Here is a 25,260-nt window from a genome sequence, read left to right on the forward strand (position 1 = left end):
TTTACGCAGCGACGCCTCTCGTCCCTAAGGGCGTGCGATCTACGCCTGAGCTGATGCAACCACCAACGGTCACCACAGACGTATTCAATCTGCCGCAGCTTTACAAAAGCCGCCGTTCAAGAATCATTGACCATCGGCCCTTCAAACCATCGGTATTGAACTCGACACAAATCGGCATCAGGCCCGGTCGACAAACGCAAGAACAATCCATTTTGGTATCGCAGCTGCCAACAGAGCGCCCGCAGCTTAGCGTGATCATGCTCATCACCGACGGGATTGGTGGATTTTTTAACTTCAACAACCAAGAGGTTGTGGAGGTTGTGTCCGCGTTCGTGAATTATGATATCCGGGAAAACTCGACTGGTAGTCAAAACTCCGTTCGCATCTGGCATTTCGATGTCCTTCGGCTCCAGTCCGCGCCCTACTCGATTGTACTCAATATCCACATTGTATTGCGGAAACTTTGGTCCCATCAATACAGCTAGGCGCCCACATATTGCACGCTCCCCGCTGTCTTGAACCAACAATTGACCATCTTGATGGTATAGCTCTAGCAGACATGTTCTAATCACTTCATCGAGCTGACTTCGGTCCAATACTTTACCTCACATGTTCAGTTAGTGTCGGTTATTTCGGCGAAGAATACACTCATAAAGTACAGCGAGCGAAGACTGCACCGGCCCCTTTTCGCAGCAATCTCGCACCCCATGGACAGGTTCATCCGATCCGTCATCCAGTGAACGAATCAACGAAGGTGCAATTTGTTACCAGCTATTGCACCACCTTTTGGTTTCGCCACGCATTCAGAACAGCTGCTACATCCAATTCGCTGGGTTCCTCGCTCCAAGATTTTGCAAACGAAGCGTCATCGCTGTCTGGCGTTGGATCTGGAGGGTCGACCCTGACACGCGTCGGCATCATCATCGACTCTCCGATCAAAATTGCTTCTCCCCGCCTCAATGAGGAGAACATCGATGTAATTCCACGCACAGAGTCTGGTAGTAGGTTCCGCACGTATGCTTGATCGTCCGGGTTTGAGATTCTCAAACACAAGAAGCTGCCACATTGCGATAAGATTGTAGACGACATTTCTCTTGGTCGCTGACTTATCACGGTGAGGCTAATTCCGTATTTCCTGCCTTCCTTCGCAATCCTCTCCGCGGATTCCCGAGGTGCTTGATCAGCGCTCGCATCACTTAAGTAGATATGGGCTTCGTCAGCAAAGATCGCCATCGGATAGCGCACGCCCTTCACGCGGCTATGCCAATAGGAAAAGTCGAAGAGGCACCTCAATGTGAGCGAAATCAACGAGCCTCTGACGTCGAATGGGACCGGGCTCATGTCAAGAACTACAATCTTCTTCCGGCTTGAGGTTTCTTCGCCCAGTATTTTTCTGAACAGATCATCCATGGACCCACTAGTCTTGTAAGTCTTCGGCTTGAAGATCAGATCATAGCGTCTGTCGTTCAGCCGTGATTCCAGCCGCATCAGCAACCTTGTGAACTGACCATGCAATGGACCTTTGACATCTCTACCCGAAGAACCCTTGACCATCTGTGTATCTAAGGCGCGGAACTGTTCGATTATCGCGTCGAGATCAAAGAAAACTGGTGTGTCGATGGTGATTTTTTCCAGTCCTAGCGACGCGTTCTCTGGATGACTCTCCTTTGCCGTTTGTAAGAGTTCCTTGAATTTTGCATTTTGGTTAGGTGCACTAGACTCCGCTCTGTCAATCATTAGACCCAAGAGCTCTTCGGCATTCATTAACCAATACGGCATTTCAATTTCGGTTGCTGAAATCACTTCTGCCTCGTCGCCAAAGGCTTGGGCGTACTCTCCATGCAGATCTAGAAGCAAAATCGTAGATTGAGGGAAGGCCGAGATTTTTTGAAGAATCGATGCAACCGTCCAAGATTTGCCACCGCCTGTTTGTCCGAGTATCGCTGCGTGTCGGCCAAGGAAAGCATCCAAATTCAATTTTGCGTCTTGTTCGGGAAGTAGTGACAGTTTTCCTATTGAAAAATCACCTTCTGCAAAGCTCGTGTAGACGTCGTTTATTGTTTTGGGAAGAACTGCAAAAACGGGAGCATTGACAGTTGGAAGAATGTTGGTGCCACGCTCAAAGTTTCCACCTGCCGTTAATGTCCCGACTGGAATCGTCACAAGTTGCCTTGTGACTTGTTCAACGATGAAATCCCCATCATTAGCAGCGGATTTGAGTTCCGATGCCGCAATCGTCGCTTCTCGCATTCGAGTTTCTGTAACCAAGCACAACAGGGTGCCGTTGGGCAAAGACAGTTCGATAAATGAACCAGGTTGCCCGATCAGAATATTCTCAGGACCATCTGGAGTCGAAACATCAATCGCCATTTCTTCAGGGACGCCGATGTTTTTGTCCCTATCAAACTCGGCAAGCGAGACCAATATTTGGTCCCCTTTGACCTCGACTACTTTTCCTATTTGGTGCTTCAAGGCGTGATCCTTCAGAATAGTTTAACGAATTCGCTGAATTTCCAGGTGTCGTGAGACACTTCTGTCTCACGCCCGCCATTTACAGTCTTGTCTTTGCAGAAGTGCCAAACGTTCGGCCGCCCACGGGACGCTTCAAGGGCGGATGGCTCATCCAGACAAAAATTTGAAAAAGAGATCGCGCCAGAGTTAATCTTTGGAGTGATCAAGGTCTCGTTAATGTGGCTATCGCCGAAGCTGAAACCTGATGCTACTAGGTGCTTGCATTTGTCACCCAGAACTGAGCTGGAAAGCCGAAATAGCCGGTCATATGGTGAAGACAGCGTCTCAAGCACCTTTGTCCTTCTTGGTAGAACCATGCATCTCGCCTCGGCCTCATTGATAACACCAGGCGCTGCTTCAAAAATGCGTTCGCCCTTGCGAAACCAAGATACCGAACCGTGAAGCTTGACTAAGCGAACTGTTAAACCGCCATCCTGAGAAAAACGCCCCCCTGAAACCGTACCCGAAACCGTTGAGAATTCTCTTTCCGAGAAGTATCGAGTCGTCGCTCCAATGAAACCATTCGTCATCTTCAATCCGACTTCAGCACATGCTTCCTCAAGCAGGAGGTCGTAATTGGTCGTAAAGATCCAAACATCTGTTGCACGATCAAATGCCCGGCTCTTGATACGCTCAAAAAAGGCAACTTGATTGGATACATCTGGGTGCTCCACCCCCAAAATCGCTTCGCGAACTAGTTCGCGGATTTTTTCTTTCAACGCACCAAATTGCTCAAGTTGGCTATTCGTGTGATGCTCGATTACGAGATCCGAGATTTCCTCGATGTTTGGCGTGCCTGCCGCATCGTCATAGGTTTTACCGAACGTGGCCAAGACTTCATCCAAGACAGTCCGTTCTTCACTTTGAAGTGTTCCGACCACCTCCTTGGTCAATCCGCCGACCAAAGGGTATCCAGACTCGAACGAAGTTCCGGCACCAAAGAGGAAGCCCAAATTGTCTATGCTTGTTCGCGTCTTCGGTACAAACTCTTCAATACCCACGTTTCGCCTCAAAATTGATTTAGCTTCGTTTTGCTCACCCCACCCTAGCCGTCTTGTCTCGACGCTGCCAGTCGCCTTTTCGCGGCTTCGTCGCTGGCCTGCGAAAAAAGCGTAGAGCCAATTTTCGTGCTTGTTCAGATCGAAAGAGCTTAGGAAGCGAATGACGATTCCTGCCCAGAGCAAGGGTTCCTTGGTTAGAGCTTTCTCAGTTTGTCGAGCGCTTTAAGGGCATCTTCTCGCAAATAGAGAGGCCCAAAATCCTCTCTGTTCGGCGCAAATCGCGTCAGCTTGTCGAGCAAAACTCGCCTGTTAAGGCCGAACTCTTCTTTCATCATCTTTGATGTCACAAATCGCTTGCGAAATTCTTCGATGTCTCTGGTCGAGGCGTATGTCCATTCGCCACCATACTTCGGATGGGGTCTACGAGTTGCCGGTGTATGACCAGCAGCAGAAAGCCGCTCGAACCACCCCTGAGTGCGTATGCCAACTAATCGGCCAAAAGCGGCGGCGGTGATCAAGGGACCTCCTGAGGCTTCTATGCCCTCCGCCTTCATCTTGTCGATTTCTTCTTTCAGCACACAAAGCGCACTATATCCTCGTAGATCCTTGCGCCGTCCGAGTTTGAGATTCTTCGCACGCACCTGCGCGATGATTGCTCCAACAGTCAAATCGGTGCGGTTCTTGGCTTCCTGAATACGCTCCCAATTTTCGTCCAAGGCTTCCGTGACGCACGCAGTTTCTTGGAGCTCATTGACCAAAGCGATGCCGTCCGAAATCCGCCAGGGTGACTTGATCTTGGGTGTAGTGATCCGAGGCACCACGACACCATCTTTGACCAGCATTTCGAACTCACCCTTTGTTGCTCCCATCGCTTGCTGCATTGCGATGGGCCCAACCAAAGTAGGGATTTCGGCTAGCAAGTCAGCATATGCTCTTGCATCAAAGGTTTTTCGTGCTGGCGGTTTGCTGTCGTTGGCACTAATTGCGCCCGTATGGACCAAGAACTTCTCCAGCAACCCTTGGCCAATACCTGTTTCTTCAGCAGCGGAAACTAGAGAATGCACCTGCCTTTCAGGCTGTGAGATCCCGAGAACCGTTTCACCGGCAGCGACAGGCCAATTTCGGATAATGCTTTCTCGTAGAAGGTGACGAAACGGATCAAATTTGGGTTGGTCGACATAAGCTTGACTGAAATCCACAAACAAGCGGCCAAACGCATTTTGTGGCCCAGCATTGGCACCGACCGCCCGATCAGAAAGCTCGTCCAAGGCGCCTAAGATCCTTGCCTCTCCTTGGCTGGCAACATGAAAACCTAAAGCTCTCGCCCTTCGCAACTGAGCATCTTGATCCAAATGAGCAGTGTCTTCCAACTTAAGAAGTTCAGTGCCCAGCAATGTGCAGAATGTTGCTGCGGGATATAGAGCGCTGTTGGCGAGCCAAGTGTCGTCAGCTTTAGTTTGAAGTCGGGTCTCTATCCAGACGTCGTAGGGTGACGGAACAGTTCTGGAGCGGTCCAGTCTCCGTTCCTTGATGTCCTCCAAGATGGTTTTGAAATGCGATGAAAAGTCATACCTATCAATCGCCCCTTTGCTCTTCCAAAGCTGCACCAGTGGATGCGAGTGTTTGATGCAGATATCAACTTCGCGAAGCTGCCAGTCTCCGCGCATGGTCATTTGAGAAAGGGGGTTTACAGGATCGATTTCAGCGTCTTTACGCAAACAAACCGGACAGCCTCTTATGACCGGGTTGCGAACGGCTCGAGAACTGAAGACCTCGTCTCGAAAAACTTTCCTGACTCCATCGGTATCATCTCCCGACCAAGAAACGAGTTCTGCCAGCTGAGCTTCAGACAAACCGCCACACGAAGCCAAATCCCTCAGTGCTGATTGATGCAACAGAACGGCCTTTTTCAGCGAAAAGCCCATATCATATGCGAGTGCGGAAGCACTCACGCTGTTCATAGCGGCTAACCTACACAGGAACGAAGGTACGGTTTCTTTGCTCTTTGGCGTTGGTCTCAGTGGGAGTGGCTTTGACATGGTAGTGCGCTGTAAGTCTTCAGAATTTGCCTGATCTGTTATCATCGAGGAATACAACGTAGTCTACCAAAAGACGGAGTACATCGTTGCAAGAGGTCCAGTTTCCTGAAGCTGCTCGCGGATTGTACCAGCGTCGGCGTCTCGATTGAGTTTGATTACTGGGTTTCTGCTTTTGATTGACGAGGTCACTTGCTATCGTCCCATTGCTGCCAAATGTAGGACCAGAACGTGACTAACTTCTTTGAAGAACCGATACTTAACTCCCCCTACGAAGTGCCCAAGATGCACTGGGAGCTGGACGCTGACGGTAATCCAACAAACGATATCATAAATCGCAGGCGCCGAGCCGAATTTCTAATGGCTCTGCCTGGTGAAGGGGCAAACGACGCCGAAGATCTATTTAGTGAGGAGAGGCGGACTGAGGGCCTCGACTTACAAACAGCGATTAATGAGCTTCGTTCAGAAGTCGACCGCTGGCGGCAAATTCCAAATCCAAATGATTGGAAAGTTACTCCGGAAACACAGAGGCTAGAGTAGCTTTGGCAGAGGACAATCTGACGACATGGAGTGCTGCATTTCATGACCTTGCGCGGAACGGCGAGGTCAAAGGAATGTACGATCACGTTGTTGTGGACGAAGCCCAAGACCTGAGTGTGTCTGAACTGAAGTTCCTGGCATCCATTGCCGAAAAGGATGATGGCTTGTTTTTTGCCGGCGACATCGGCCAACGAATTTTTCGACAACCCTTCTCGTGGAAGTCATTGGGCGTAGACATTCGAGGGCGCTCAAAAGTTCTCAAAGTGAACTACCGAACTTCACATCAGATCCGAGCGGCAGCTGACAGACTCCTACCGAGTAAGATTGCCGACGTAGACGGCAACGAAGAAAGCCGGAACGGGGTTGTTTCTGTGTTTTCCGGCGTAGCGCCAATCGTTCGGGAATTCCAAAGTGTCGAAGAAGAGATTGAGGGTTTGAGCGACTGGGTTGCCGAAGTTTTAGAAGGCGGAGTAGAGCCGGAAGAAGTTGGTTTAGTTGTGCGCACCCGCAAACAGCTGTGGCGGGCGGAAGCGGTCACTCAGCATCTCGCATTGAAGCACCAGCTGCTTACATCCAACTCAGAGCCAGCTAAATCCCATGTGAACCTCTGCACGATGCACATCGCGAAAGGTTTGGAATTTAGAGCTGTCGGTGTTCTCGCCTGTGACGAAGACGTGGTGCCACTATCTTCAAGGCTGGAAGCTGCGGCAACGGAAGCTGAACTCAAAGAGGTCTATGAAACGGAAAGGCATTTGTTGTACGTCGCCTGCACTCGAGCGCGCGAGGCAATCATGGTTTCTGGCGTCGAACCCTATTCTGAGTTTCTCGAAGACTTGGCCGAAAACTAGGACGGCGTTTGAGCGAGTGACGATTATCGTGGGCAAATCGTTGCTTCTAACCGCCTTTGGATAGCGTCTTGCACTAAAGGGATGAATTGGCATGAGCAACCTGCCAGAAGGAAAGCAGATTTGGATCAGGGCCTTCTTTGGCTTCGGTCCCGAAGACGACGGATATGTCGGCTGGAGCCAGGAAAGTGCGCGTGACAGATATCTGAGGCACCTAAACGACGGCGATCTGTTGCTGATCTATGGCGCAAGTAGCGCCGAGACTGAGAAATCGCTCAGGTCATATGTGCTTGGTTTCGTTCAGATCGATGCAAGACCCATTCGAGATTTTGAGAAATCCTCTGAGCAAGGCTTGGCATGGAAGAAGGAACGTGGGTGGGAAGATAAATGGACCTACGGAATACCGGTTCGGCGTGCTTGGCGTGCTGAAGAAAAAGTCATGATCCGCACTATAGCTTTCAACTCCTATAGGCCTGAGGCTGGTCAAGCCTTAGCAGTACACGGTACTGACTTGGATGCCGATGAGATAGCCAAAGCTCTGAAAATCAAAGTCCGTGAGGTAAGCGTCTTCGGCGAGCCTCCAATTTCCGAGGCGGCAAGTACAGTTGTACCCTTCGCTGATGTTTTCAAACCATCACGAGCGTTTCCTGGCAGTGCAGGGGAACGAATTTCGAACTACGAAGATGGCGAAACTTTCCTTTACCTAGCCGTTTATGACGGCGACGGTCACAGCTTGATAGGTCGAAAAAAGTCATTCGGCGACAAATCGGTTGCAATGAAGATTGGCGTTTCAAACGCGCCAAAACGACGGCGGGAGGAGCTTAATTCTGGAATTCCCCCTGCGGCACCCGGTAAGTGGGAAATCAAAGTGACATCTCAACCGTTTCCAAACAAGAAGGCGGCCGAAGAGGTAGAAGCAAAGTTCAAAGAACAGTCCAACGGAAAACTTGAAAGCCTAGGTGGCGAGTTCTTCTGGGGACTTCAGGAAGACGCAGAAACCCTGTGCTGGTCGTTACCGGGAATGTCCCGATTCTAGATAACCGCAATTCTGATGTAGGAGTGCGGTCAGAGATACCAGTTAACCAAAAGCCTGCCCTATTTTCTCGACAGGCACAGGGATGTCATTGAAATCAACGCCCTCTGTCATCGGATGGAACCTCCTCTTCGTTCGCTCCAGATGGATCACTTAGATCAAGGCTTTCCAGATGCGCCACTAGGCGGCGAAGTGCTTCCTCCGTCTCAGCCCTTACGGCTGATCTGAGTGCGCCAAAGTCTTCGTCAGAAAGATCGAACAGAAGTTCGGCTAGTCTTTGATGCTTGCGGCTGTCCGGGGAATATTCTGAAGCTGGAAAAACCAGACTCATCACCGCGTCGGGTTTGAATAGGCGCCTCGACCCCTTTTCTAGGTCGGAGTAGATTCGGCATGTATTTGCATCAAAAAACAGGGTTTCCTTAAGGTTCCCTGACAAGATGCGATCTTTGATTTCCGCGACTAGTTGATCGTTGGAGTATGAGTCCATCGGACCTCCTTGGTCTTCGTCGGTTTCCCTTTGATAGGACATGTTTTGCCTCCAATAAGTGGTAGGAGGCCCGGGACTCGAACCCGATCAAGAACGCTAATCTGGCGCTAAAAATCTTATAAGGATTTCCTGCATACCCATGCTGCCTCCCACAGTTTGCGTGTGGGCTATCGACCTCAGGCCGATATTCGTTGGCAGTATTTACTTGGGTGGGTCATAGGCGAAGACTGCGGGAAGCGCGCCCCATTCGTCAACACTAGAAATCTGAAATCGTACTTTCGCCGCGTAGTTCCGGGAACCTTCTCACAAAGGTTATGAGAAACCCGGCAATTCCAGAGTTTATGACATAGCCTTGGACTCCGCTTATGTCGAATCACGTAGGCCGATCCCTCGCCGCCAATAGCTCGCGGTGAATTGCGACCATGGCCCAGGTGTCGCGTGTGCAATAGGCGACCAGATCCGCGTAGACCTTCTCACGTGCTGGATCGTCTGGATTCGTCAACGTCACGTCTTTCCAAAGACGGGATGCGCTGGCCCCTTCTTTGATGTCTAGGTCGTCATATGAGAGATCAGGCAAAAGAGCTGGTAGAACGGCTTTGATTGAGGCGCTGCCTTTGAACGCTGGATCGTTGATCACTTCATCCGCAAACGGCTTCATCAGGTCGACGACGCGCGCATTCAACGCTTCCAGAAACTCTGCATGTTCTGGGTAGGCATCGGCCATTTCATTGTTGCGCGATTTCTCGAACGGAGCGTACCAAACCAAAACGGAGCCATTGTCTCCGATGTCGTCACGGAGTTTTTCGAGCAAAACTGGTATTGGGTTGCCAGCGTCGCGATGCAGGTATTCGCGGTGTTCTATGTCTCCTTCAGGCTCATGCTGGACGTGCAACGAATATTGGAAAGGAACTTGCTGATAAGGGCGGGTCCCGTCCCATGGCGGAAGCAAGCTTTGAGATGTCTCGTAGTCAAAATAGTAAACTGGATACGCAATCTCGCCCAGAAACCTGTCCAGTTCCGTATGATCGATTGTGCGCACGCCGTTCGCTCGAGCCTTCAAGTAGCGCTGTGTTGACTTGCCTAGCCCTGAAGGATCAGTGATCTCATCAATCCTAGAGATACCATTCGCAATCAGCTCCGAGGATTTTTCAGCATTCATGAACGGCAGGCGGTGGATACTGTCCCGCTCTAGAGGCGGGTCCAGATGCGCGCGGATGTCCAACCATTCATCATAAGACCTCAGGCGCGCGAGTTCGGGAGCCGGATCAGGCATTGCGCCACTACTAACAACGCTCAATGCTTGGTCGATGCGTCTTCGCGTTTTGTCGAGCTGCTCTGTGACGGCTTCCGTGATGTCGGAGACAACAACAAGTTCTTGTGGATTGATCGGGCCGTTCCTGACGTAGCCACGGTTCACATGTGCTACTTCACAACGTTTTATTGGAAACCCCGCCGCCTCAAGTACAACACGTTGGAATGCGAGATCGAAAGTGTGTTCGGGCTTGGCCGAAGTGCCGCTCTTGATCTCCGTAAGGACATACCCATCGTCATTTCGGCTCACGATGTCCGATATGCAAGTGATGCTTCCATCTTCATAGCGTCCCTGCGCAACGACACTCGCACCGTTTCTCCAAGCGTCCAGAGTTCGCACTGGAAGCGCCTTATAGCTTGCAAAGTCGGAGAAGCCCAAACGAACCAGACCGGGAAACAGCTCTTCGGCATAAGGCTCAAATGCATGGCCCTCGTCAAAGCGTGCCTGAAGGGACGGGTCAATTGGTGGCAAAAGATGCTTGGCATGTTTCTTGATCCACAGCCATGCAGGGTGCTTTAGAAACAGCATGTAGTCTGATTTGGACAGCATCATACAGTCTTCATTCCAGAACTGATGCAACCCTTATGATACAAACAACCTTTCCTTGATCTCAAGAGGCGATTGCCAATTTCAAAACACTATGGCCGACGACTAAATCACCGGCCGAGAGGAGGTTGCGCCTCCACCTTTCACTAGAAGTGCAAATTACTTGGATTTCATCTTCCCCTTGCAGCGGGGAAAACTCACGCACCCCAAGAAACTTCCGTACCGGCTGTTCCGCTCGACCAGCCATCCATTCTCGCAAGCCGGGCAGCTTGGGTATTCTGCACCGCATGCGCATTGCTTCATATTGGAGCTTTCGATCTTTTTCGGAAGGCCTTGGCCACAACTTGCGCAAGCCGAGATTGAATAGCCGCAAAGGTCAGCGTGTTCACACCTGTACCAGGTGCGTCCGTCTTTTGTTGGGAATGCTAGGAGGTGACCTCCACATTCGCCACAAGTGTGGCTCTCCTGTTGGGTCGTGCGCTCGCCAACAATGCCGTATTCGGGGTCCTCAAGTAGCTCAGTGACAAAGGCAGATTGCTTTGAGCTAGAGCTCATCAGTGTCACAGTATTTCGTGCTCTGGTTAAGGCGACATACATGACACGTCGCTCCTCGGCGTTCTCGAACGGCTCAGCGTCTGGTGAGACCATATTCAGAAGAGGATCATCTACAATTTCGGATGGAAACCCAGTGCGCCCTCTAAACAGACTCAGCACGACGACATGATCGGCCTCGAGGCCCTTTGAGGAATGGATCGTCTTGAATGTGATGTCGAGTTGGGGAAACTGGCGTCGCAGTCCGGCAAGACCCGCCGGAGCCAAGTGTCGATATCGGCCCAACAGCAGCACTGTCGTCTTTTTTGTGCTGTCCGGATTTGGCGGAATAGAGCTCAAGACCTGTGCCAGCTTGAGATCAGCATCATGGCGGAAGGTCGGCACAACCCGCAGAGCCGGTGCCTCCGCGACACCTGCTGGAATGACGGTTTTGTTTAGTTGCGCTGGGTTTTTCAGGACAAACCGCTTTGCAGCGTGCGCGATTTGATCGACAGACCGGAATGTCCTCCCAAGGTCGACTATCCGGTGCACCCCGGTTTGCCCATCAAAGTCACCACCAAACTCATCTCCAAAGTGCCGCATCAGGTTGATGTCTGATCCTGCAAATCTGTAGATCGACTGCCAATCATCGCCAACAGCGAACACTCTGGCATCCGCATGTTGCGATTTGAGTGCTTTGACCAGCCTGCCCCTGCTACGCGAGATATCTTGAAACTCATCGACAAGGATATGTCTGAAGGGGCTCTGGTATCTTCCGCTCTCTGCGTATTCAGAGGCTCGCAGTATCATGTCTTCAAAGTCGATCCGCCCTTCCAGACGTCTTTGATACTCGCCGTAGACCGGCTCAAAGATTGCCAGAAAGGCCTTCGACCGTTTTCCAAGTTTCAGCTTGTCAGCTTTTTCAGCACATTCGCGAACCTGGTATCCGCCACCTTTGTAGTGGCGCAGGAAGGTTCCAACCAACTGCACGAAACTGTCGGCTTGCTTTAGTTCCACCACCCGGTCGAACAGCGTTTCAGGCGGCCTTGGCGCCAGTTCCTCATGTTCGGCCACTTTCTCGGACAAGGCTTCTAACAAACGCCCCTCTTGGCGCTCATAAGAGAACGTTTCAATAAGCGTGGTCTCATGTTCTTCGTGAACACTCCGCTTCCACTCCATGCTTTCGAGGTACTCTTCTCGGTCAACGAAAGGAGCGGTTGTGAACCGATAATTGTTATTCGCAAGCCGTTTGCGACGTACGCCAAAATGCTCGATGTAAACGCCACTTTTGGTCAAACGAAAGTCCGGACAATAGTCTCGATACCCGCCTTCTGAGACCTTGTGCTCATAGTTCGGCTCGTACTCGTACTCGATGCCGTTTTCGAACAACCAGTTCGCTATCATTAGCTCTTCGAAGCTTTTGACTTGCTCACCTTGAAGCGTGCGGAGGTCTGCCTTCTCAATAAAGGTGTAGTAGTCATGCTTCTGTTTGAAGTCCCATTCGCTCTTATCTTCGAGCCGGGCGTATGCAAACCAACCAACGATAGCCTTAGATACCTCGGTCGCGGTCTTAACGAGTGCGCGTAGGATATCCCTGATCAGAGCCAAGAAGGCTTTGTCATCCGTTGCATGCGCAGCAAGCGCCGGCTTGCTACCTTCAACCGCTCCAATGATGTCGTAAGCCAGCGAATGAAACGTTCTGGCCTCAAGTTGCTCGCCACATTTTTCTTCGATGCGCTCCGACATCTCCTTCGCCGCATCACGGGCGAAAGCAAGCAGCAGAACTTCATGAGGTTCACGAGTGCCTGACTTCAGCAAGTAGCCGGCTTTGGCTGTAATTACGCTCGTCTTTCCGGATCCCGCCCCGGCAAGAACCAGAGTTGCATCCTCGTCGGCTACAATAGACGTGCGTTGTTCCGGTGTGAGCGGGTTACTCTCGAATGTGTCGAAGAAATCAGCCCATTCAGCAAGTTGTTGCTTCTCGAATTTGGAAATCGCTGCGTTTCGCCTTTGTCCGGCGTCGCGAATGAAGGATTGAATAGATTCCACCTTCATTCTCGTTACATCATCGATTGCTCTGACGGGGAGTTTCGACAGCAACCTCCGATCTAGGTCTCTTGCAAGTTCAAGTTTGGGCGACAAGAGGCATGCAGATGGATACGCGGTCGGACCTGACAGCTCGGCTATGGTGCGCAACAGGTCAGAAATCACTGGCGCTTCGGCTTCTAGGCGCTCCTGGTTATAGGCCAGCCATTGGGCTCGCACTGTTTCTGCAAAGGCTACGGCTTCGGAGTGCTTTGCACCTTTCAGGAGATACTCGGCGCTATCATCGGTTCGAACAGAAAGCTGACTTCCCAGTAATTTCCTCGCAACAGACGGGGCATCAGCGAGATCACTCAGGTGAACTTGGTGTGTGTGCTTCATTCCGACCGTCAGCTTCTGGTCTTGGAAAGACAGCCAGCGCGGATGTGTTCCGATAGGGTTTAGAACAAAGCCAACTATTGGATTAGACTTAACTTGGTTCAATACTCTGGTTCTTCTTCACCTGATGTTGGCTTCCATGCTTACCCGAAAAAGTGAAAACGATCAGTCCGTTTTTGGAGTTTGCTGCGGCGAATGCCCAAGGGACAAGCGTTCAAAACTCTCCAACCCCGATCTTAGGCAACCTCATGCAGGCCCCCTCAGAACGGACAGACAGATCCATGAAGATGAATACACAATCTAAAGCTGATTCATGGGATTGCCTCTGCGCAGTCAGTGAGACGCAATTGCCGAGCCAAAAAGTTGGTAATACTTTTCGTTTTTCTTAATATGATCTGAAGCTTTTTCTTCATGAAAATGTACCGGATGGTCCAGTTCTTGCAGAAAAACTCGCGTCTCTTCGCAGCTTGCGCACCGCCTCTCGCTCCTAAGAACGCGCAGCTGAGTTCCAACGGCTCACAGTCCCCCGCATTGGTATGAACGGGAGGCGGCCTCATACGCTCTTGCAAGCGAACAACCTGCTTACACTTGGTGCACCCAGGGGCACCTCCTTTTTGCTTCACAGCCAGACCCTCCTTATGCCCGCCAATTCCAATTTTTGCCCCGTCCAAGCGAACTGAGCTTCCGGAGATCAGCATAGTCAATCGAACTAAAAATTTCAATAAGCTACTGATAAGGATAGTTTTTTGTAGAAATTAGGGTCAAAAAAATTTCCGTTTTGTTGAGTTAGGCTTCGCCTAAGTCAACAACGGTCAATTTGGAAGAATAGATAGGCAGATCCGACAAGGATTAGCACAAGAATAAGGTGCGGTTTGGTGCTGGGTGTTCTTAATTCGATTCACGCCCGCCGGACAGCGCTATTGAGGCTCACATGGCTACTTGCAGCACCGATTCGGAATGATGATTCGCAAAGTCACAGAGCTACCTAGACGATGTATGAACACGGATTATTGAGACCAGGTTCAAATCCTAACATCAGCAATGTCCAAGGTTTCGCTATTTTGAAATATTCAAAATGACTATCTGTGCCGAAGCTGGCTTCCTGCATTGTGATCCGCCTGCAACACTCTTGGTTCTGCGACTTCAGGTTGATAAGATTTCGTATATTGGGTATTGATCTTCAAGCCGAGTTCAGCTTTATATCGGCCCCCATGACAATCATGACCCATCATAACAATCACTCGCAAATACCGGCTCTCCGATAACCGGTATCCTGGATGCTTGTGTAAGCGCACCTGACTGGGGGCGGCTTTCCCAACCAAGCAATCCAACAAAGAAGTTTGATTGATGGTGGGCGTATAGATGTCTTTCCAAACCTGTTCACAACCGTTCCATTGCGTTGGAGCCAATCTCTTTGATTGGATCCGCGCTTTGAGTGCGCGCGTGGAGTTCCAGTTTCTCACGCGAATAGGCGCCTGATCCCAGCGGAGGAAATCCGCCTGTGTTCAAGCATTTATTCAAAATCCGAGCTCGCAAGGCATGGCCTCTGCGGTGATCTCGGACGCTATGAGGATACTGGAGATCCCATGACCCACGAAGTAATCGACCACGACACTTGGAACTATTCACCACCCAAGACACCAAAGGCTCCAAACATTAAACTCGGGGACATTCACGGTCTCTTGCCTTTTGACGGCGTAAGGAACCCGGGTGCGCGCAGCGCAACTTCTCACAAAATTTGGTTTCCCTATCAAACGCCCGCAAACGACTGGAAGCCGAAAGTCGCAGTTTGTGAAAGCGCGGCCGAAGCGGCTGTCGCCCTTGACGCTTTGATCACACCAAACATGCACGACGTGAGCTTCCAACCGCTCACCGTCCATTTTGAGCTCGATGGAAAGCAAAGGCAGTACACGCATGATCTCCTGATTACATTTAGAAATGGCTATCGCCGTCTCTTGTTTGTGCGGAATGATGCAAGTCTGGCGAAACCGAAAACCCAGCGCGAAATCCGTGCCATTCAGGAAATGACTCCACGAGACGCAGCCAACGATCTCAAGGTTGTCAATGCATCGGATTTCCCAAGGCAAAAGCGAGAAAACCTCTTCAGAATGCTGGCGTTCCTTCAGGACCCAGATCCTGAGGCAGATGATCTGGTGCTCGCGACAGCACGCAGCCTGCGCACGCTTTGGCAAATGAAGGATCTCTTTGATCATGTGGACTTGCCACAAAAACGGATCTTTCGCGCCTGCTACCGCCTCGTTGCCCGTCGTCAGCTCCACGCCAATTTGAACAACGTTTTCCTGGAGACATCTCGGGTACAGGTGACGCCATGACGATCCACGCTCAGTACAACTACGACCCTGGGACACGGGTTTCGCTGGGAACCGGGTCGTCTGAATTTCTTGGGAAAACCCAAGACGGGTACGAATTGATGGACTGTGAGACTGGAGAAGTTGGCGTCATTCCCTTTTCCAAATTCACGAAACTATTGCAAAATTCGGAAATCGACATCGCTGATGGCGGTTTGGCAACCAACCTTGTCTCGCTTCGCCAAGGTGGTCGCCAGGTCGCGGAGCAGTTCTCGGCAAGGTCCAAAAAAAACGGTGAGTTCCACCACGCAATCAGCCTCGGCGTAGTCGCTCTCCGTGGCGAAATTAGAAGACGTACGGGCAATCCTCTGTATCAACCCACAATTAGTGATCTAGACGAACCGGAGAACCGTCATTTCATTGCTAAGGTAGCAAGCCAACAATTTGGGAAAAGTGTGCGGGTCAAACCGTCTCGCGGTGGCCTGAACGCTGATTGGTCCCTTTATGGAGGCCGCACCCTCCAGAAGTATCTGAAGATTTATGACTCCGCGGGATCTGAGGACGACCTTGTCGCACTCCTTGCCACGCGCGAACACCAGAAAGGGAATCGTACTCCGAGAATTGACGACCCCGTCAAACAACTCATGACGCAAGCATGGGATAGCTTTGGACTCGACGCAAAAGGATTTAGCGTGGCCAACGTGAGGGAGTATCTCGCTAGTCTCATTCACGACCAGAATAAGCTACGCAGGCGTAATGGCCTCAAGGAACTCCTTATTCCTTCTCAAAAATCTCTAAAAGTACATAGAGATTATCTCCTTTCGCCAACTGAACTAATGATCGCGACGAAAGGAGAAATCTACACCCGCAACAAACGAGGACGCGGAAGCACGGACTACCGCGCGCTGCTCCCTGGTGAGATGTCCTACATTGATGAGATGAAGCTTTCTCTGATCACGACGGCAAAGGAAGAAGGGTTCTGGGAGCGCTTGTCTGAAGAAGAAAGGGATGTGCTGAAGAAAATCGACAAGTTCGTGCAACAGCGTTTGCACCTGCTACTCATGATCGACGTGGCTACCAGAATGCCGTTGGCTTGGGTGTTGAGTGATCAGCCCAAAGCGAAGGCGACTCTTGCTCTGTTGAGAATGGCAACGCGAGACAAATCTCGCGAAAAAATCAAATACGGCTGTGTCGGAGATCCTGCGCCAGCCATGGGCATCGGCTGCATCATGACCGACAACGGATCTGGCCTGCGCAACAAGGCGGTTATTGGCTCAGTAGTTGGCTTGGGATCAACATCAATCGTGGGCAGAACTTATGCTTCGACGGACAGGACCCACGTAGAAAGAGGATTGGGTACGCTTGAGTCCCAACTGATCAAACTGATCCATGGATACACCGGTAGACGTGCAGGAGAACTGCCCTCTTATGATGCGAATGCGAACGGCGTCTTGGACACCGAAGAACTGTACGGCATTTTGACCCGCTATTTCATTGACGAATACCCCTCGCGGCGACACATGGGTGTCGGAATGGGGGGACGCAGGCCCGCAGAAGTGCTCAAGGAACTCAACAAGACTCGCGGTTTGCTTCGTCCTACCGATGAGGATAAGCGTCGTGTTCATCTTGGGTGGAAGGATTCGGTCACGCCTACCGATGAAGGAGTAAGAGCTTTCTCCGGCATCTGGTATAACTCTGATGAGTTTCAACGCGCTGTCGACCGCCATCCAAAGACAAAAGTTGCGGTTTACATTGACCCGGACAACTTAACGCAAGCCACTGCCGTTATCCCCAACGAAACAAAACCCTATTTCAGGCTCCAGCTCCAAATTACAGCATTTGCGGACTTAACGCTGCCCGAAGCGCTCGAGTTGCTTCAAGCCCACCGCAAGGAGAATCCAGACGTTTCTGATATTCATGAGGATCGCATTATTGCGACGCGCAAGAAGCTCTACTCTCAACTTGAAAAGATCGGAGTAGAGCACGGTCTACCGAGAAGCTACTCGACTATCAATGAAGTCAAAGCCAAGGCTCATAGGGTGTTTAGCGGTGCTCGCGTAGTCCCCTCACCCAGCAAGTTGCCGACACTCCAATCTGGCGAAATCAGTGCAGGCACCGAAAATCCGGATGAGTTTTCGCTGGGCAGCGGCTTGCGGCGGAAAATGACCGACCGCACCTCCGGGTTGGAAACCTCAGCGTCAGTTTCGACAACTCAAAATACGGCCGACGCGCCCCAAAGAGTCGCAAACGCCGAGAAACCAAAACTGACATCAAAGATTGACAAGCACCGACCACTGGGTCGACCCAAGAAAAGGGGAAAATTCGCATGAACTTTATTAACCCAGACAGGTTTAAAATTGCTGACAAATTGAGGAAAAATCACCTTACTCTCCCTCGCGCAGATGAATTGAAGGTCGCGTTCAGCAAGTGCCTTGAACACCAATTCATCAGCCAAGGGAATGACTGCGTAGAGGCGCGTGGTTTGGTTGTCACTGGGAACTCAAGAATCGGAAAATCCCGGGAACTGAAGAAGCTGATTGGTGACTTCAATACAAGCAAAACTCAGATGCCCGACGGTAGGCCTGCGAAAATCGTCAGTTGCGTACTTTCTGGCCGCGTAAGCTTTAAAGACCTTGGGGTCAAAACGCTTACAGCGCTCGGTTACGAGGTCCATCGGGCTCGTACACAAGAGTACATCTGGGAGCGAGTTTTGGATCAAGCGCAAGGCCAAGGCGTTGTAGGCATCCACTACGATGAATGTCAGCATGTGTTTGCCCCCGGCGCGAAATCGAACACGGTGTTTCTGGACAGCTTCAAGTCCATGATGAAGGAACCCCGTTGGCCCTTGATGCTGATCATGTCCGGGGTGCCGACATTGTCCGATTACGTCCGCTCTTATGAACAACTCGACGCTCTTGTGGATCCCGTGCATTTTGACGAGATCAATCTGACGCGTGATGGAGATGAACTTCAAGAGCTGGTGTTTGCCTACGCGGAAGAAGTGGAGATTGATGTGGTCCCGCTGGTTACGATGGACTTTCTAGAGCGGCTCGATTTCGCTTGCGCTCATCGCTGGGGCCTTGTTATCGAGCTGTTGATCGACACCCTCACCAATGCAAAACTTAAGGGCAAAAGCGAACTCGAGCTGGAAGATTTTGCTGAACAGTTTGCACTGCGAACAGGAACTACAAAGCAGTATTCTCCATTCACAGAGCCAGATTTTGTCGAAGCATTCGATACCCAGAGAATGCTTAAACTAAGCGAATAAGGTTACACTCCTAACCAAGCACGCTCAAACTCGAAGTAGCCCGCACTTTGTGCGGGCTTTTTGTTTAACCTGTATTTGCACGCTTATGCTTCCAGCCCTGCACGCTTATGGTGTTCGGAGAAATTGGATGTTGCCTAGTTGCTTGTTTTTAATGGATTTTATTGCGCAACTATAGCGCGATTTCAGTGATTCTTGCACGCTTATGGTCAATTTGCAGGGCACCACGCGGTGCCCTTTCTTGTTTGGTGTCCAACTTGGTGTCCAAACGCTCTTTTCAGCGCTTGGTGCGCCTTTAACCAAGCAAAGCTGTCACAACCTCAAAGGATGCCAGACCGCACAGCAGAGCCGATAGCTGCAAACGTGAGTTTGCCCGAGTGTTGAGGCGGATCACCAGTTGGCGGCTGGTGGGCGATGCCCTATACCGGCAACTTAAGTAAGTATTCGTCGCATCTCTCTTTGCAACGCCGCTCTGTTTCCTCGCGAACGTTTGTCTGTTGCCGCGGTGTGATTGATGCCGATCAGACGAGACCTGGCTATAATCTGAGAATTCAGCGAAGCAAGCACGTCAATGCGCGGATTCTTCTTTGGAACGTCCGATTGGATCACGTAGCCTTCTTCGCGAAGCGTGTCCGCTTCAGCACCAAAGTCAGCGATCAACATCGAAATTTGCACCAAATGGATCAGGTCGGAAGGTTTCCAATCGTTGTAGGCGCGCTGTTCCTGCAGCTTTTCAAAAGTGTAATCGCAGTTCTTGCCGCCGAAATAGGCAACCCTTTGGTTATTGTTGGGTCGGGGTCGACCGGCTCACGGCGAGTGTTGGGCAGCCTTATCATGGTTGTTTAGCGGCAATGACGTTGGGACAGGTCTGGCGATCAACCCACTGCTTCAATGTCTGCACCAGTTTCGCCGGCCAGCAATCGACCAAGGTGAAACAAGATCAAGGGGTCGTCTTCGCACTCGGCCAAAAGCGCCGCAAAGGATTGGCGCGCTTTGGGGTCACTCGCCTCTAGCAGCTCATACGCCGCCTTGTAATCTCTCACTTGATCGGTGTCGACAAGCGCCTCTGACAAGGGTTCATAGCAGGTCACCGCTTGCGTTTTGCCTTTCAGCAAGAGTCTTCCAATTGGTCGGCCAGAGAAGTTGTCGATCCCCTTGGCAACACTTTCCGAAGTGCAGATGCGCGTCCCTATCGTCTTGTTGGCCTGTTCCAGCCTTGCCGCAGTGTTCACAGCATCGCCATACGCTGTATAGTCGAAATAGCTCTTGCCGCCGAAATTGCCAATGATCGCATCGCCGCTGTTCACACCTATGCGCGTGTCTCCCAACGCGATGCCGCGATCCAGTAGTTTCTTCTGAAAACCTTGGGCAAATTCGTCGAGCGCCAAGGCGCAGGCCACCGCGTGCGCGGCATGTTCCGGGTCGTCAACTGGCGCACCGAATATTACTTGGATGGCGTCGCCTATGATTTTCATGACTGTTCCGCCGTGCGAAAAGATTGTTCGGGTCATGCCATCTAGGTATTCGTTGAGAATTTCGACGATCAGGTCGGAATCCGAGCTTTCTACCAGCTGAGTGAAATCGGCCAGATCAGTAAATAGAAAGGTTGCTACGCGGCGCTCGCCCTTGGCCTCTATTGCCTCTGGATCACGCGACAACGTCTCAACCACCGTAGGAGAGAAATACCGTGACAGCGTCAATCTCGCTTGCTCAGCTTTATCACGGGCCGTGCGCAATTGGCGGAGCAACTCAAGGTGTTCCAGCGTCTTGGCAATGGTCCGGTCGAGATCTTCGAACTCGATCGGTTTGGTCACGAAATCAAAAGCCCCGCGGTTCATAGCCGCGCGGATATTGTTCATGTCGCCGTAGGCGGAAACCATAACAGTTTGCAGATCAGTTTCCATCTCGCTCAACCGGTCAAGCAAAGTGAGACCATCCATCCTGGGCATGTTTATGTCGGAAAGGACGATATCTATTTTAGGGTTCTCTTCGAGAACTTCGAGGGCGTGTTTGCCGTCATGAGCAAACAATAGATCGAGTTCCCCTTCGCGTACGCGACGCCGAAACTTTTGCGAAATCAACGCTTCAAGGTCGGGCTCGTCATCGACAACAAGAATGCGAGGCGGCGTCACGTCGTATCTCCGACAAATTGTGAGAGCCGCTCTTTCAGTTCAACAAAATCGACGGGCTTGGTCAGGAACTGTTCCGCTCCCAGTTCCCGGACTTTCGCCTCGGTCGCTGCATCACCATAGGCGGTGATCATCATAACCGGTAATTCAGGCCAGCGAGCGCGTAGCTCCTGCAAAAGCTCGATTCCTGACATCCCGGGCATGTTGATGTCCGAAAGCACCAACATCACTTCTTCTTTCGAATGACTTATTGCGTCCAAGGCCGACTCGCCAGACCCGGCAAACCCAAAACTGTAGACTCCTTTTCGTATCTCCCGCCGAAAATTTTGTTGAATCAGGTCTTGTGCGTCGGGTTCGTCATCTACCATCAGAATTTGTCCAGTCATGCTAGGTCCCCCTGAGAATGAACCGGGACCGAAACGTCAAAAATCGTGTGATCCCCTGGCTTACTGTCCACAGTCAATGTTCCACCATGCTGCTTGACGATGGTATCATAGCTCAACGAAAGGCCGAGCCCTGTGCCTTCACCCGCGGGTTTTGTGGTGTAAAACGGTAGAAAAATTTTCTCCCTCATTTCTTCTGGAATGCCCGTACCATTATCGCGAATAGTGACGTTGACGCGGTCACCATTGGCTCGCGTCGATAGCCAGATCGTCGGTGAAAAGTCACCTTCTTCCGCGTCTTTACGTTTGTTGGCCGCATACATGCCGTTGCTGATGAGATTAAGAAAAACACGCATCAAATCCTGCGGATAGCAATCGATTTGGCCAACGTCAGGATCAATGTCGGCTCGTATTTCGACATTGAAACTGGAATCCTCCGCCCGAGCACCGTGATAGGCAAGGTTCAGCGCTTCTTCTGCTATCGGGTTTAGTGCAACACGTTGCAACTCGCTTGGCCCCTCGCGGGAATGCAGAAGCATGTTTTTAACGATGCTGTCAGCACGTTGACCGTGTTGGTTTATCTTGCCCATGTTGCCGCGTACTGTCTGCCATAGGTCCTTAGCTTCCTCGCGATCCTCTTCCTCCAGAGCAGCGATCGGGTCTTCTAATATCTCGTGTAATTCTTCCATCAACTCGCCAGACAATTTGGCAAAGTTGTTGACGAAATTCAGCGGGTTCTTGATCTCGTGGGCAATGCCGGCAGTAAGTTGGCCTAGGCTGGCCATCTTCTCGGACTGGATGAGTCGTTCTTGGGCTTGCCGCAGATCGTTGAGGGCTTGTTCAGCCGCATCACGCGCGTTGGAAATCTCCGCTTCACGCCGTTTTAATTCGGTGATATCGAAATACGTCAGCATGCGACCGCCATCCGGCAGGTCCACGCATTGGAAACTCAACGTCATGCCATCAGCCCGACACAACTCGCCCGGTGGCATGTTTCCTGCCCGTATTGCCTCGACCCGCATGGACAGCCAGTCATCCCAGTCTTTCGGCGCGACATCATAGACTCCTGTGCCCTTGTTGTACTCTATCAGCTCCTGCATAGTTGGGCGCTGGTCGATGAATTTCTGATCGATGTTCCAAATTCGCGCAAATGCCCGATTTATTATACGCGCACGTAAATCCGGTCCCATGAACAGAATTCCATAGTCGACGTGATCGATGACCGCGTTAAATTCTGCCAGTGCCGCTTTCAGAGCTTCGTCAGCGAGTTTGCGGTCCGTAATGTCAGTGTAAGTTGCAACTAGGCCGCCACCTTGGATAGGGTTGCCGATAATCTCAATCACCGTACCATCAGGACGAATACGTTCAAATTTGTGCGGTAAGAATTTTGCGGCCAGTTCCACCCGCTCGCGCACTTGGGTGTCAATGTCGCCCGGCCCATATTCCCCTCGTTCAGCATTGAACCGAAATGCCTCTTCCATTGTGAATCCGGGGCGAAAGCGTTCGCGAGAAAACTCCATGAGGTCGAGAAATTTCGAATTCAACGCAATTGTGCGCAGCTCTTTATCCACCAGCGTAATCCCCTGGCCCATGTTCTCCATTGTTAACTCGAGGATTGCTGATTGTTGTTCGATCTCCAGCTGTTTGGTCTTCAGTTCGGTAATGTCGGTATAGATCGAGACGATGCCACCATCCGAAGTGCGGTGATCCGTAATCTGCAGCCAGTACCCGGCGACTAGCTGTTCGCGTGGTTCGCCCGAGGCTTTCATGCGCTTTTCGGCAATTCTCTCAAGATACCCTTCTACTTCTCCTTCGGAAAGTGGAAATAGGCCGCGCTTGATGCCGGCACCGATGATCTCTTCGAATTTCACGCCGGGTACGACCTTGTCGGCGAGTTCGCTCATGTAGGTGCGGTAGCGCTCATTACATACAGCTAGCCGATCCTCGGCATCCCACAATGCAAAACCAGACGAAATCGCTTCAATTGCGTCTTCAAACCGCTGCCGTGCGGCCTGCGCATCTGCCTCCCTGCGTTTGAATTCGGTTATGTCGTTGTAAACCATGATGCGGCCACCATCAGGCAGGCGACGTTCGTTGAGCATGATCCACACACCGTTGCCCAACTCTAGTTCCCAGTTCGCCTTTGGCTTCTCCCAAGCGACGCGGCGGGCAGCGATCCAACCGTCAACGCCGTCTGGATGTTCGGTAAACATCCCAAGCTCATAGCCGTTGCGGATCATGTCGAAGAATTCGCGGCCCTCATAGATTAGGTTGCTCAAATCGGCGCCGCCAGCGGCGTCGCTGAAGATCTGGACGTAGCGGTCGTTGAATAACTCGACGCGATTTTCAGGTCCCACCAAAAGCAAACCATCGGCGATCGTTTCAATTGCTCCGAGTAGCCGACCTTCAATTCGGGCAATTCGTTCCCGTGCATCCCGGATTTCAGTTATGTCGCGCACGGCACCGACAAGCCGGACGACCCGGCCTTCGGCGTTTCGCACACCAACGCCTCGGTCGTGAACCCAACGGTAACCGCCATCACGCGCCCTCTGCCGGTAGTCACATTCAACAGCATCAGTCTCGCCCTTGAAATGGTTAACGATTGCCTTGACATAAGCGTCGTAATCATCCGGGTGGATCTGCTCGGCCCATCGTTCCGAAGACGAATTGGCCTCGTCCAAACTGAGTAGATCGTTCAGGTCAGCAGAGACAAACAGAACATCATTGGTCACGTCCCAATCATAAATTCCATCGCTGGTAGCTTGAGTGACCAACTGGTATCGTTCCTCACTTGCGGCAAGGGCTGCATCCCGTTCAATCTTGGGTGTAATGTCCCGAATTGCGGCCACCATACGCGTCGCGTAGCCGTTAGTGTCGCGAATCGAGGTGCCGTGATCCGATACCCAGCGCCACTTGCCGTTAGCTACTTTGAGTCGGTACTCACATTCCCATCGTTTCTTCTCGCCGGATATATGCGCCTCCAACTCTGACAAGTAAGAGGGCAAATCGTCGGGATGAATAATGTCTTGCCATACCCACGTTCTCTCTCCCTTAGGACCGGTCTCAAGCCCTAGGAAAGTCTCAAGTCGTGGGGACGCATAAAACTGGTCGTCGGTAATATGCCAATCGTAGATTGCCTCTTCCGCAGCGTCTGAAACAAGCGCGTAGCGCTCCTCACTTTCTCGCAATGCTCTCTCTGCTTTTCGTTCGGCGGTGCGGTCCTGATAGGTGACCATCGTTCCTCCAGAGGCCGTTCTGCGATAGCTGATCGCTAGAACCTGCCCGTCTGCCATCTCATGCTCGAGCGCGCGCTCACCAGAGGCACCAATCTCGTTCATTCGATCGGCCACTAGCCGATCAGTGTTGCCCGCGCCAAAATCTCCGCGTTCGGCATTGAAATGCAGCAAATCTTCTAGACTAACACCACGGCGGCAGAGCTCTTGTGGGTAGCGTCGCATCTCGCGAAATGCGGGGTTGCAGTAAACCAATCGGAGTGCGTCATTGAATATGCCGACACCAACATCCAGAAGCGCAATACCTTCTTCGTACCTGTCTGCTTGGCTTTTTTGGTCAGCGCCATTCATATCCAGTTCCCCCCCGTGGAGAAGAATGACTGAGTCAAAGAGTTTAGTCAAAAAACCAACCGTAAAAGCTTGGTTTTAGTGAACACGAGCTCTTGTAGAAAGTTCTTGCAATTCAAAGGGTGACGTAGCTTACCGCTCCAGAGCTTACCAAGCCGACAAACCCGTTCCACCAGCCTTTAGGTCACGTGCGTTAGTTACGGCATCCCCGTAAGGTCCGCTTTGTCCCGCACAGCGGTCATTGAGGCAATACGCAGCGAAGGTTTGCTCTGAGCCCAAATCGACGGATGCTGCGCTGGGGTTAAATGTCCGCTTTCAGCGAGCTAAATC

At 51.5% G+C, this 25,260-nt stretch carries 16 protein-coding genes; 6 read left to right on the forward strand and 10 right to left on the reverse strand.

What is annotated here, in order from left to right; translation table 11 throughout:
* Window positions 1-53: 53 nt before the first annotated feature.
* Window positions 54-485 (forward strand): hypothetical protein, encoded by a 432-nt coding sequence (locus tag AC2FI7_RS08455; protein WP_496833319.1) that lies wholly within the window; start codon window positions 54-56, stop codon window positions 483-485.
* Between the two features lie 286 nt (window positions 486-771).
* Here AC2FI7_RS08455 and AC2FI7_RS08460 read toward each other — a convergent pair whose 3' ends face one another.
* The 3 genes from AC2FI7_RS08460 to AC2FI7_RS08470 are packed head-to-tail and all read right to left on the reverse strand — an operon-like array spanning window position 772 to window position 5,596.
* Window positions 772-2,424 (reverse strand): ATP-binding protein, encoded by a 1,653-nt coding sequence (locus AC2FI7_RS08460; RefSeq protein ID WP_496833321.1) that lies wholly within the window; start codon window positions 2,422-2,424, stop codon window positions 772-774.
* A gap of 59 nt (window positions 2,425-2,483) precedes the next feature.
* Entirely contained in the window at window positions 2,484-3,695 is a 1,212-nt protein-coding gene (locus AC2FI7_RS08465; protein ID WP_496833323.1) for an SIR2 family protein, read from the reverse strand.
* A gap of 11 nt (window positions 3,696-3,706) precedes the next feature.
* Window positions 3,707-5,596, reverse strand: coding sequence for a TniQ family protein (locus AC2FI7_RS08470; RefSeq protein WP_496833338.1), 1,890 nt, complete (start codon window positions 5,594-5,596; stop codon window positions 3,707-3,709).
* A gap of 566 nt (window positions 5,597-6,162) precedes the next feature.
* Here AC2FI7_RS08470 and AC2FI7_RS08475 point away from each other — a divergent pair.
* Entirely contained in the window at window positions 6,163-6,936 is a 774-nt protein-coding gene (locus tag AC2FI7_RS08475; RefSeq protein WP_496833340.1) for a 3'-5' exonuclease, read from the forward strand.
* A gap of 91 nt (window positions 6,937-7,027) precedes the next feature.
* Window positions 7,028-7,969, forward strand: coding sequence for a GIY-YIG nuclease family protein (locus AC2FI7_RS08480; protein ID WP_496833325.1), 942 nt, complete (start codon window positions 7,028-7,030; stop codon window positions 7,967-7,969).
* A 94-nt stretch (window positions 7,970-8,063) separates the two neighbouring features.
* Here AC2FI7_RS08480 and AC2FI7_RS08485 read toward each other — a convergent pair whose 3' ends face one another.
* The 3 genes from AC2FI7_RS08485 to AC2FI7_RS08495 form a co-directional block, all read right to left on the reverse strand.
* Window positions 8,064-8,495 carry a hypothetical protein gene (locus tag AC2FI7_RS08485; RefSeq protein ID WP_496833327.1) on the reverse strand — a complete coding sequence of 144 codons (432 nt, stop codon included), beginning with the start codon at window positions 8,493-8,495 and terminating at the stop codon, window positions 8,064-8,066.
* 331 nt (window positions 8,496-8,826) lie between these two features.
* Complete coding sequence (locus tag AC2FI7_RS08490; RefSeq protein ID WP_496833329.1) at window positions 8,827-10,317, reverse strand: DUF2779 domain-containing protein; 1,491 nt, start codon at window positions 10,315-10,317, stop codon at window positions 8,827-8,829.
* Window positions 10,318-10,470: 153 nt separating this feature from the next.
* Window positions 10,471-13,299, reverse strand: a complete 2,829-nt coding sequence (locus AC2FI7_RS08495; protein ID WP_496833342.1) for a UvrD-helicase domain-containing protein — start codon at window positions 13,297-13,299, stop codon at window positions 10,471-10,473.
* Between the two features lie 1,550 nt (window positions 13,300-14,849).
* Here AC2FI7_RS08495 and AC2FI7_RS08500 point away from each other — a divergent pair.
* From AC2FI7_RS08500 to AC2FI7_RS08510, 3 genes are read left to right on the forward strand one after another with little or no spacing between them, the layout of a single operon-like run.
* Entirely contained in the window at window positions 14,850-15,596 is a 747-nt protein-coding gene (locus tag AC2FI7_RS08500) for a hypothetical protein (RefSeq protein ID WP_496833331.1), read from the forward strand.
* Window positions 15,593-17,902: a TnsB C-terminal domain-containing protein gene (locus tag AC2FI7_RS08505; RefSeq protein ID WP_496833333.1), complete on the forward strand. Its 2,310-nt coding sequence runs from the start codon at window positions 15,593-15,595 to the stop codon at window positions 17,900-17,902. Before AC2FI7_RS08500 ends, AC2FI7_RS08505 begins: the two co-directional genes overlap by 4 nt.
* Complete coding sequence (locus AC2FI7_RS08510; protein WP_496833335.1) at window positions 17,899-18,840, forward strand: TniB family NTP-binding protein; 942 nt, start codon at window positions 17,899-17,901, stop codon at window positions 18,838-18,840. Before AC2FI7_RS08505 ends, AC2FI7_RS08510 begins: the two co-directional genes overlap by 4 nt.
* A 429-nt stretch (window positions 18,841-19,269) precedes the next feature.
* Here the strand turns inward: AC2FI7_RS08510 and AC2FI7_RS08515 are convergent, their stop codons facing one another.
* The 4 genes from AC2FI7_RS08515 to AC2FI7_RS08530 all read right to left on the reverse strand — a co-directional run bounded on the left by AC2FI7_RS08515 (window position 19,270) and on the right by AC2FI7_RS08530 (window position 24,933).
* Window positions 19,270-19,566, reverse strand: a complete 297-nt coding sequence (locus AC2FI7_RS08515; RefSeq protein ID WP_496833344.1) for a hypothetical protein — start codon at window positions 19,564-19,566, stop codon at window positions 19,270-19,272.
* A gap of 146 nt (window positions 19,567-19,712) precedes the next feature.
* A complete protein-coding gene (locus AC2FI7_RS08520; RefSeq protein WP_010443319.1) occupies window positions 19,713-20,969 on the reverse strand; it encodes an adenylate/guanylate cyclase domain-containing protein in 1,257 nt (418 codons plus the stop codon).
* Window positions 20,966-21,352: a response regulator gene (locus AC2FI7_RS08525; RefSeq protein WP_480607093.1), complete on the reverse strand. Its 387-nt coding sequence runs from the start codon at window positions 21,350-21,352 to the stop codon at window positions 20,966-20,968. Before AC2FI7_RS08525 ends, AC2FI7_RS08520 begins: the two co-directional genes overlap by 4 nt.
* On the reverse strand, window positions 21,349-24,933 hold the full coding sequence (locus tag AC2FI7_RS08530) for a PAS-domain containing protein (RefSeq protein ID WP_010443321.1): 3,585 nt from the start codon (window positions 24,931-24,933) through the stop codon (window positions 21,349-21,351). Before AC2FI7_RS08530 ends, AC2FI7_RS08525 begins: the two co-directional genes overlap by 4 nt.
* Window positions 24,934-25,260: the final 327 nt, after the last annotated feature.

Source organism: Ruegeria sp. YTSA064 (assembly GCF_059610325.1).

Excerpts from the sequence above, each read along its gene's own strand:
- AC2FI7_RS08455 (WP_496833319.1), top strand. The coding sequence starts at position 54 with ATGCAACCACCAACGGTCACCACAGACGTATTCAATCTGCCGCAGCTT.
- AC2FI7_RS08470 (WP_496833338.1), bottom strand. The coding sequence starts at position 5,596 with ATGATAACAGATCAGGCAAATTCTGAAGACTTACAGCGCACTACCATG.
- AC2FI7_RS08475 (WP_496833340.1), top strand. The coding sequence starts at position 6,163 with ATGTACGATCACGTTGTTGTGGACGAAGCCCAAGACCTGAGTGTGTCT.
- AC2FI7_RS08480 (WP_496833325.1), top strand. The coding sequence starts at position 7,028 with ATGAGCAACCTGCCAGAAGGAAAGCAGATTTGGATCAGGGCCTTCTTT.
- AC2FI7_RS08485 (WP_496833327.1), bottom strand. The coding sequence starts at position 8,495 with ATGTCCTATCAAAGGGAAACCGACGAAGACCAAGGAGGTCCGATGGAC.
- AC2FI7_RS08490 (WP_496833329.1), bottom strand. The coding sequence starts at position 10,317 with ATGATGCTGTCCAAATCAGACTACATGCTGTTTCTAAAGCACCCTGCA.
- AC2FI7_RS08500 (WP_496833331.1), top strand. The coding sequence starts at position 14,850 with ATGACCCACGAAGTAATCGACCACGACACTTGGAACTATTCACCACCC.
- AC2FI7_RS08505 (WP_496833333.1), top strand. The coding sequence starts at position 15,593 with ATGACGATCCACGCTCAGTACAACTACGACCCTGGGACACGGGTTTCG.
- AC2FI7_RS08510 (WP_496833335.1), top strand. The coding sequence starts at position 17,899 with ATGAACTTTATTAACCCAGACAGGTTTAAAATTGCTGACAAATTGAGG.
- AC2FI7_RS08525 (WP_480607093.1), bottom strand. The coding sequence starts at position 21,352 with ATGACTGGACAAATTCTGATGGTAGATGACGAACCCGACGCACAAGAC.
- AC2FI7_RS08530 (WP_010443321.1), bottom strand. The coding sequence starts at position 24,933 with ATGAATGGCGCTGACCAAAAAAGCCAAGCAGACAGGTACGAAGAAGGT.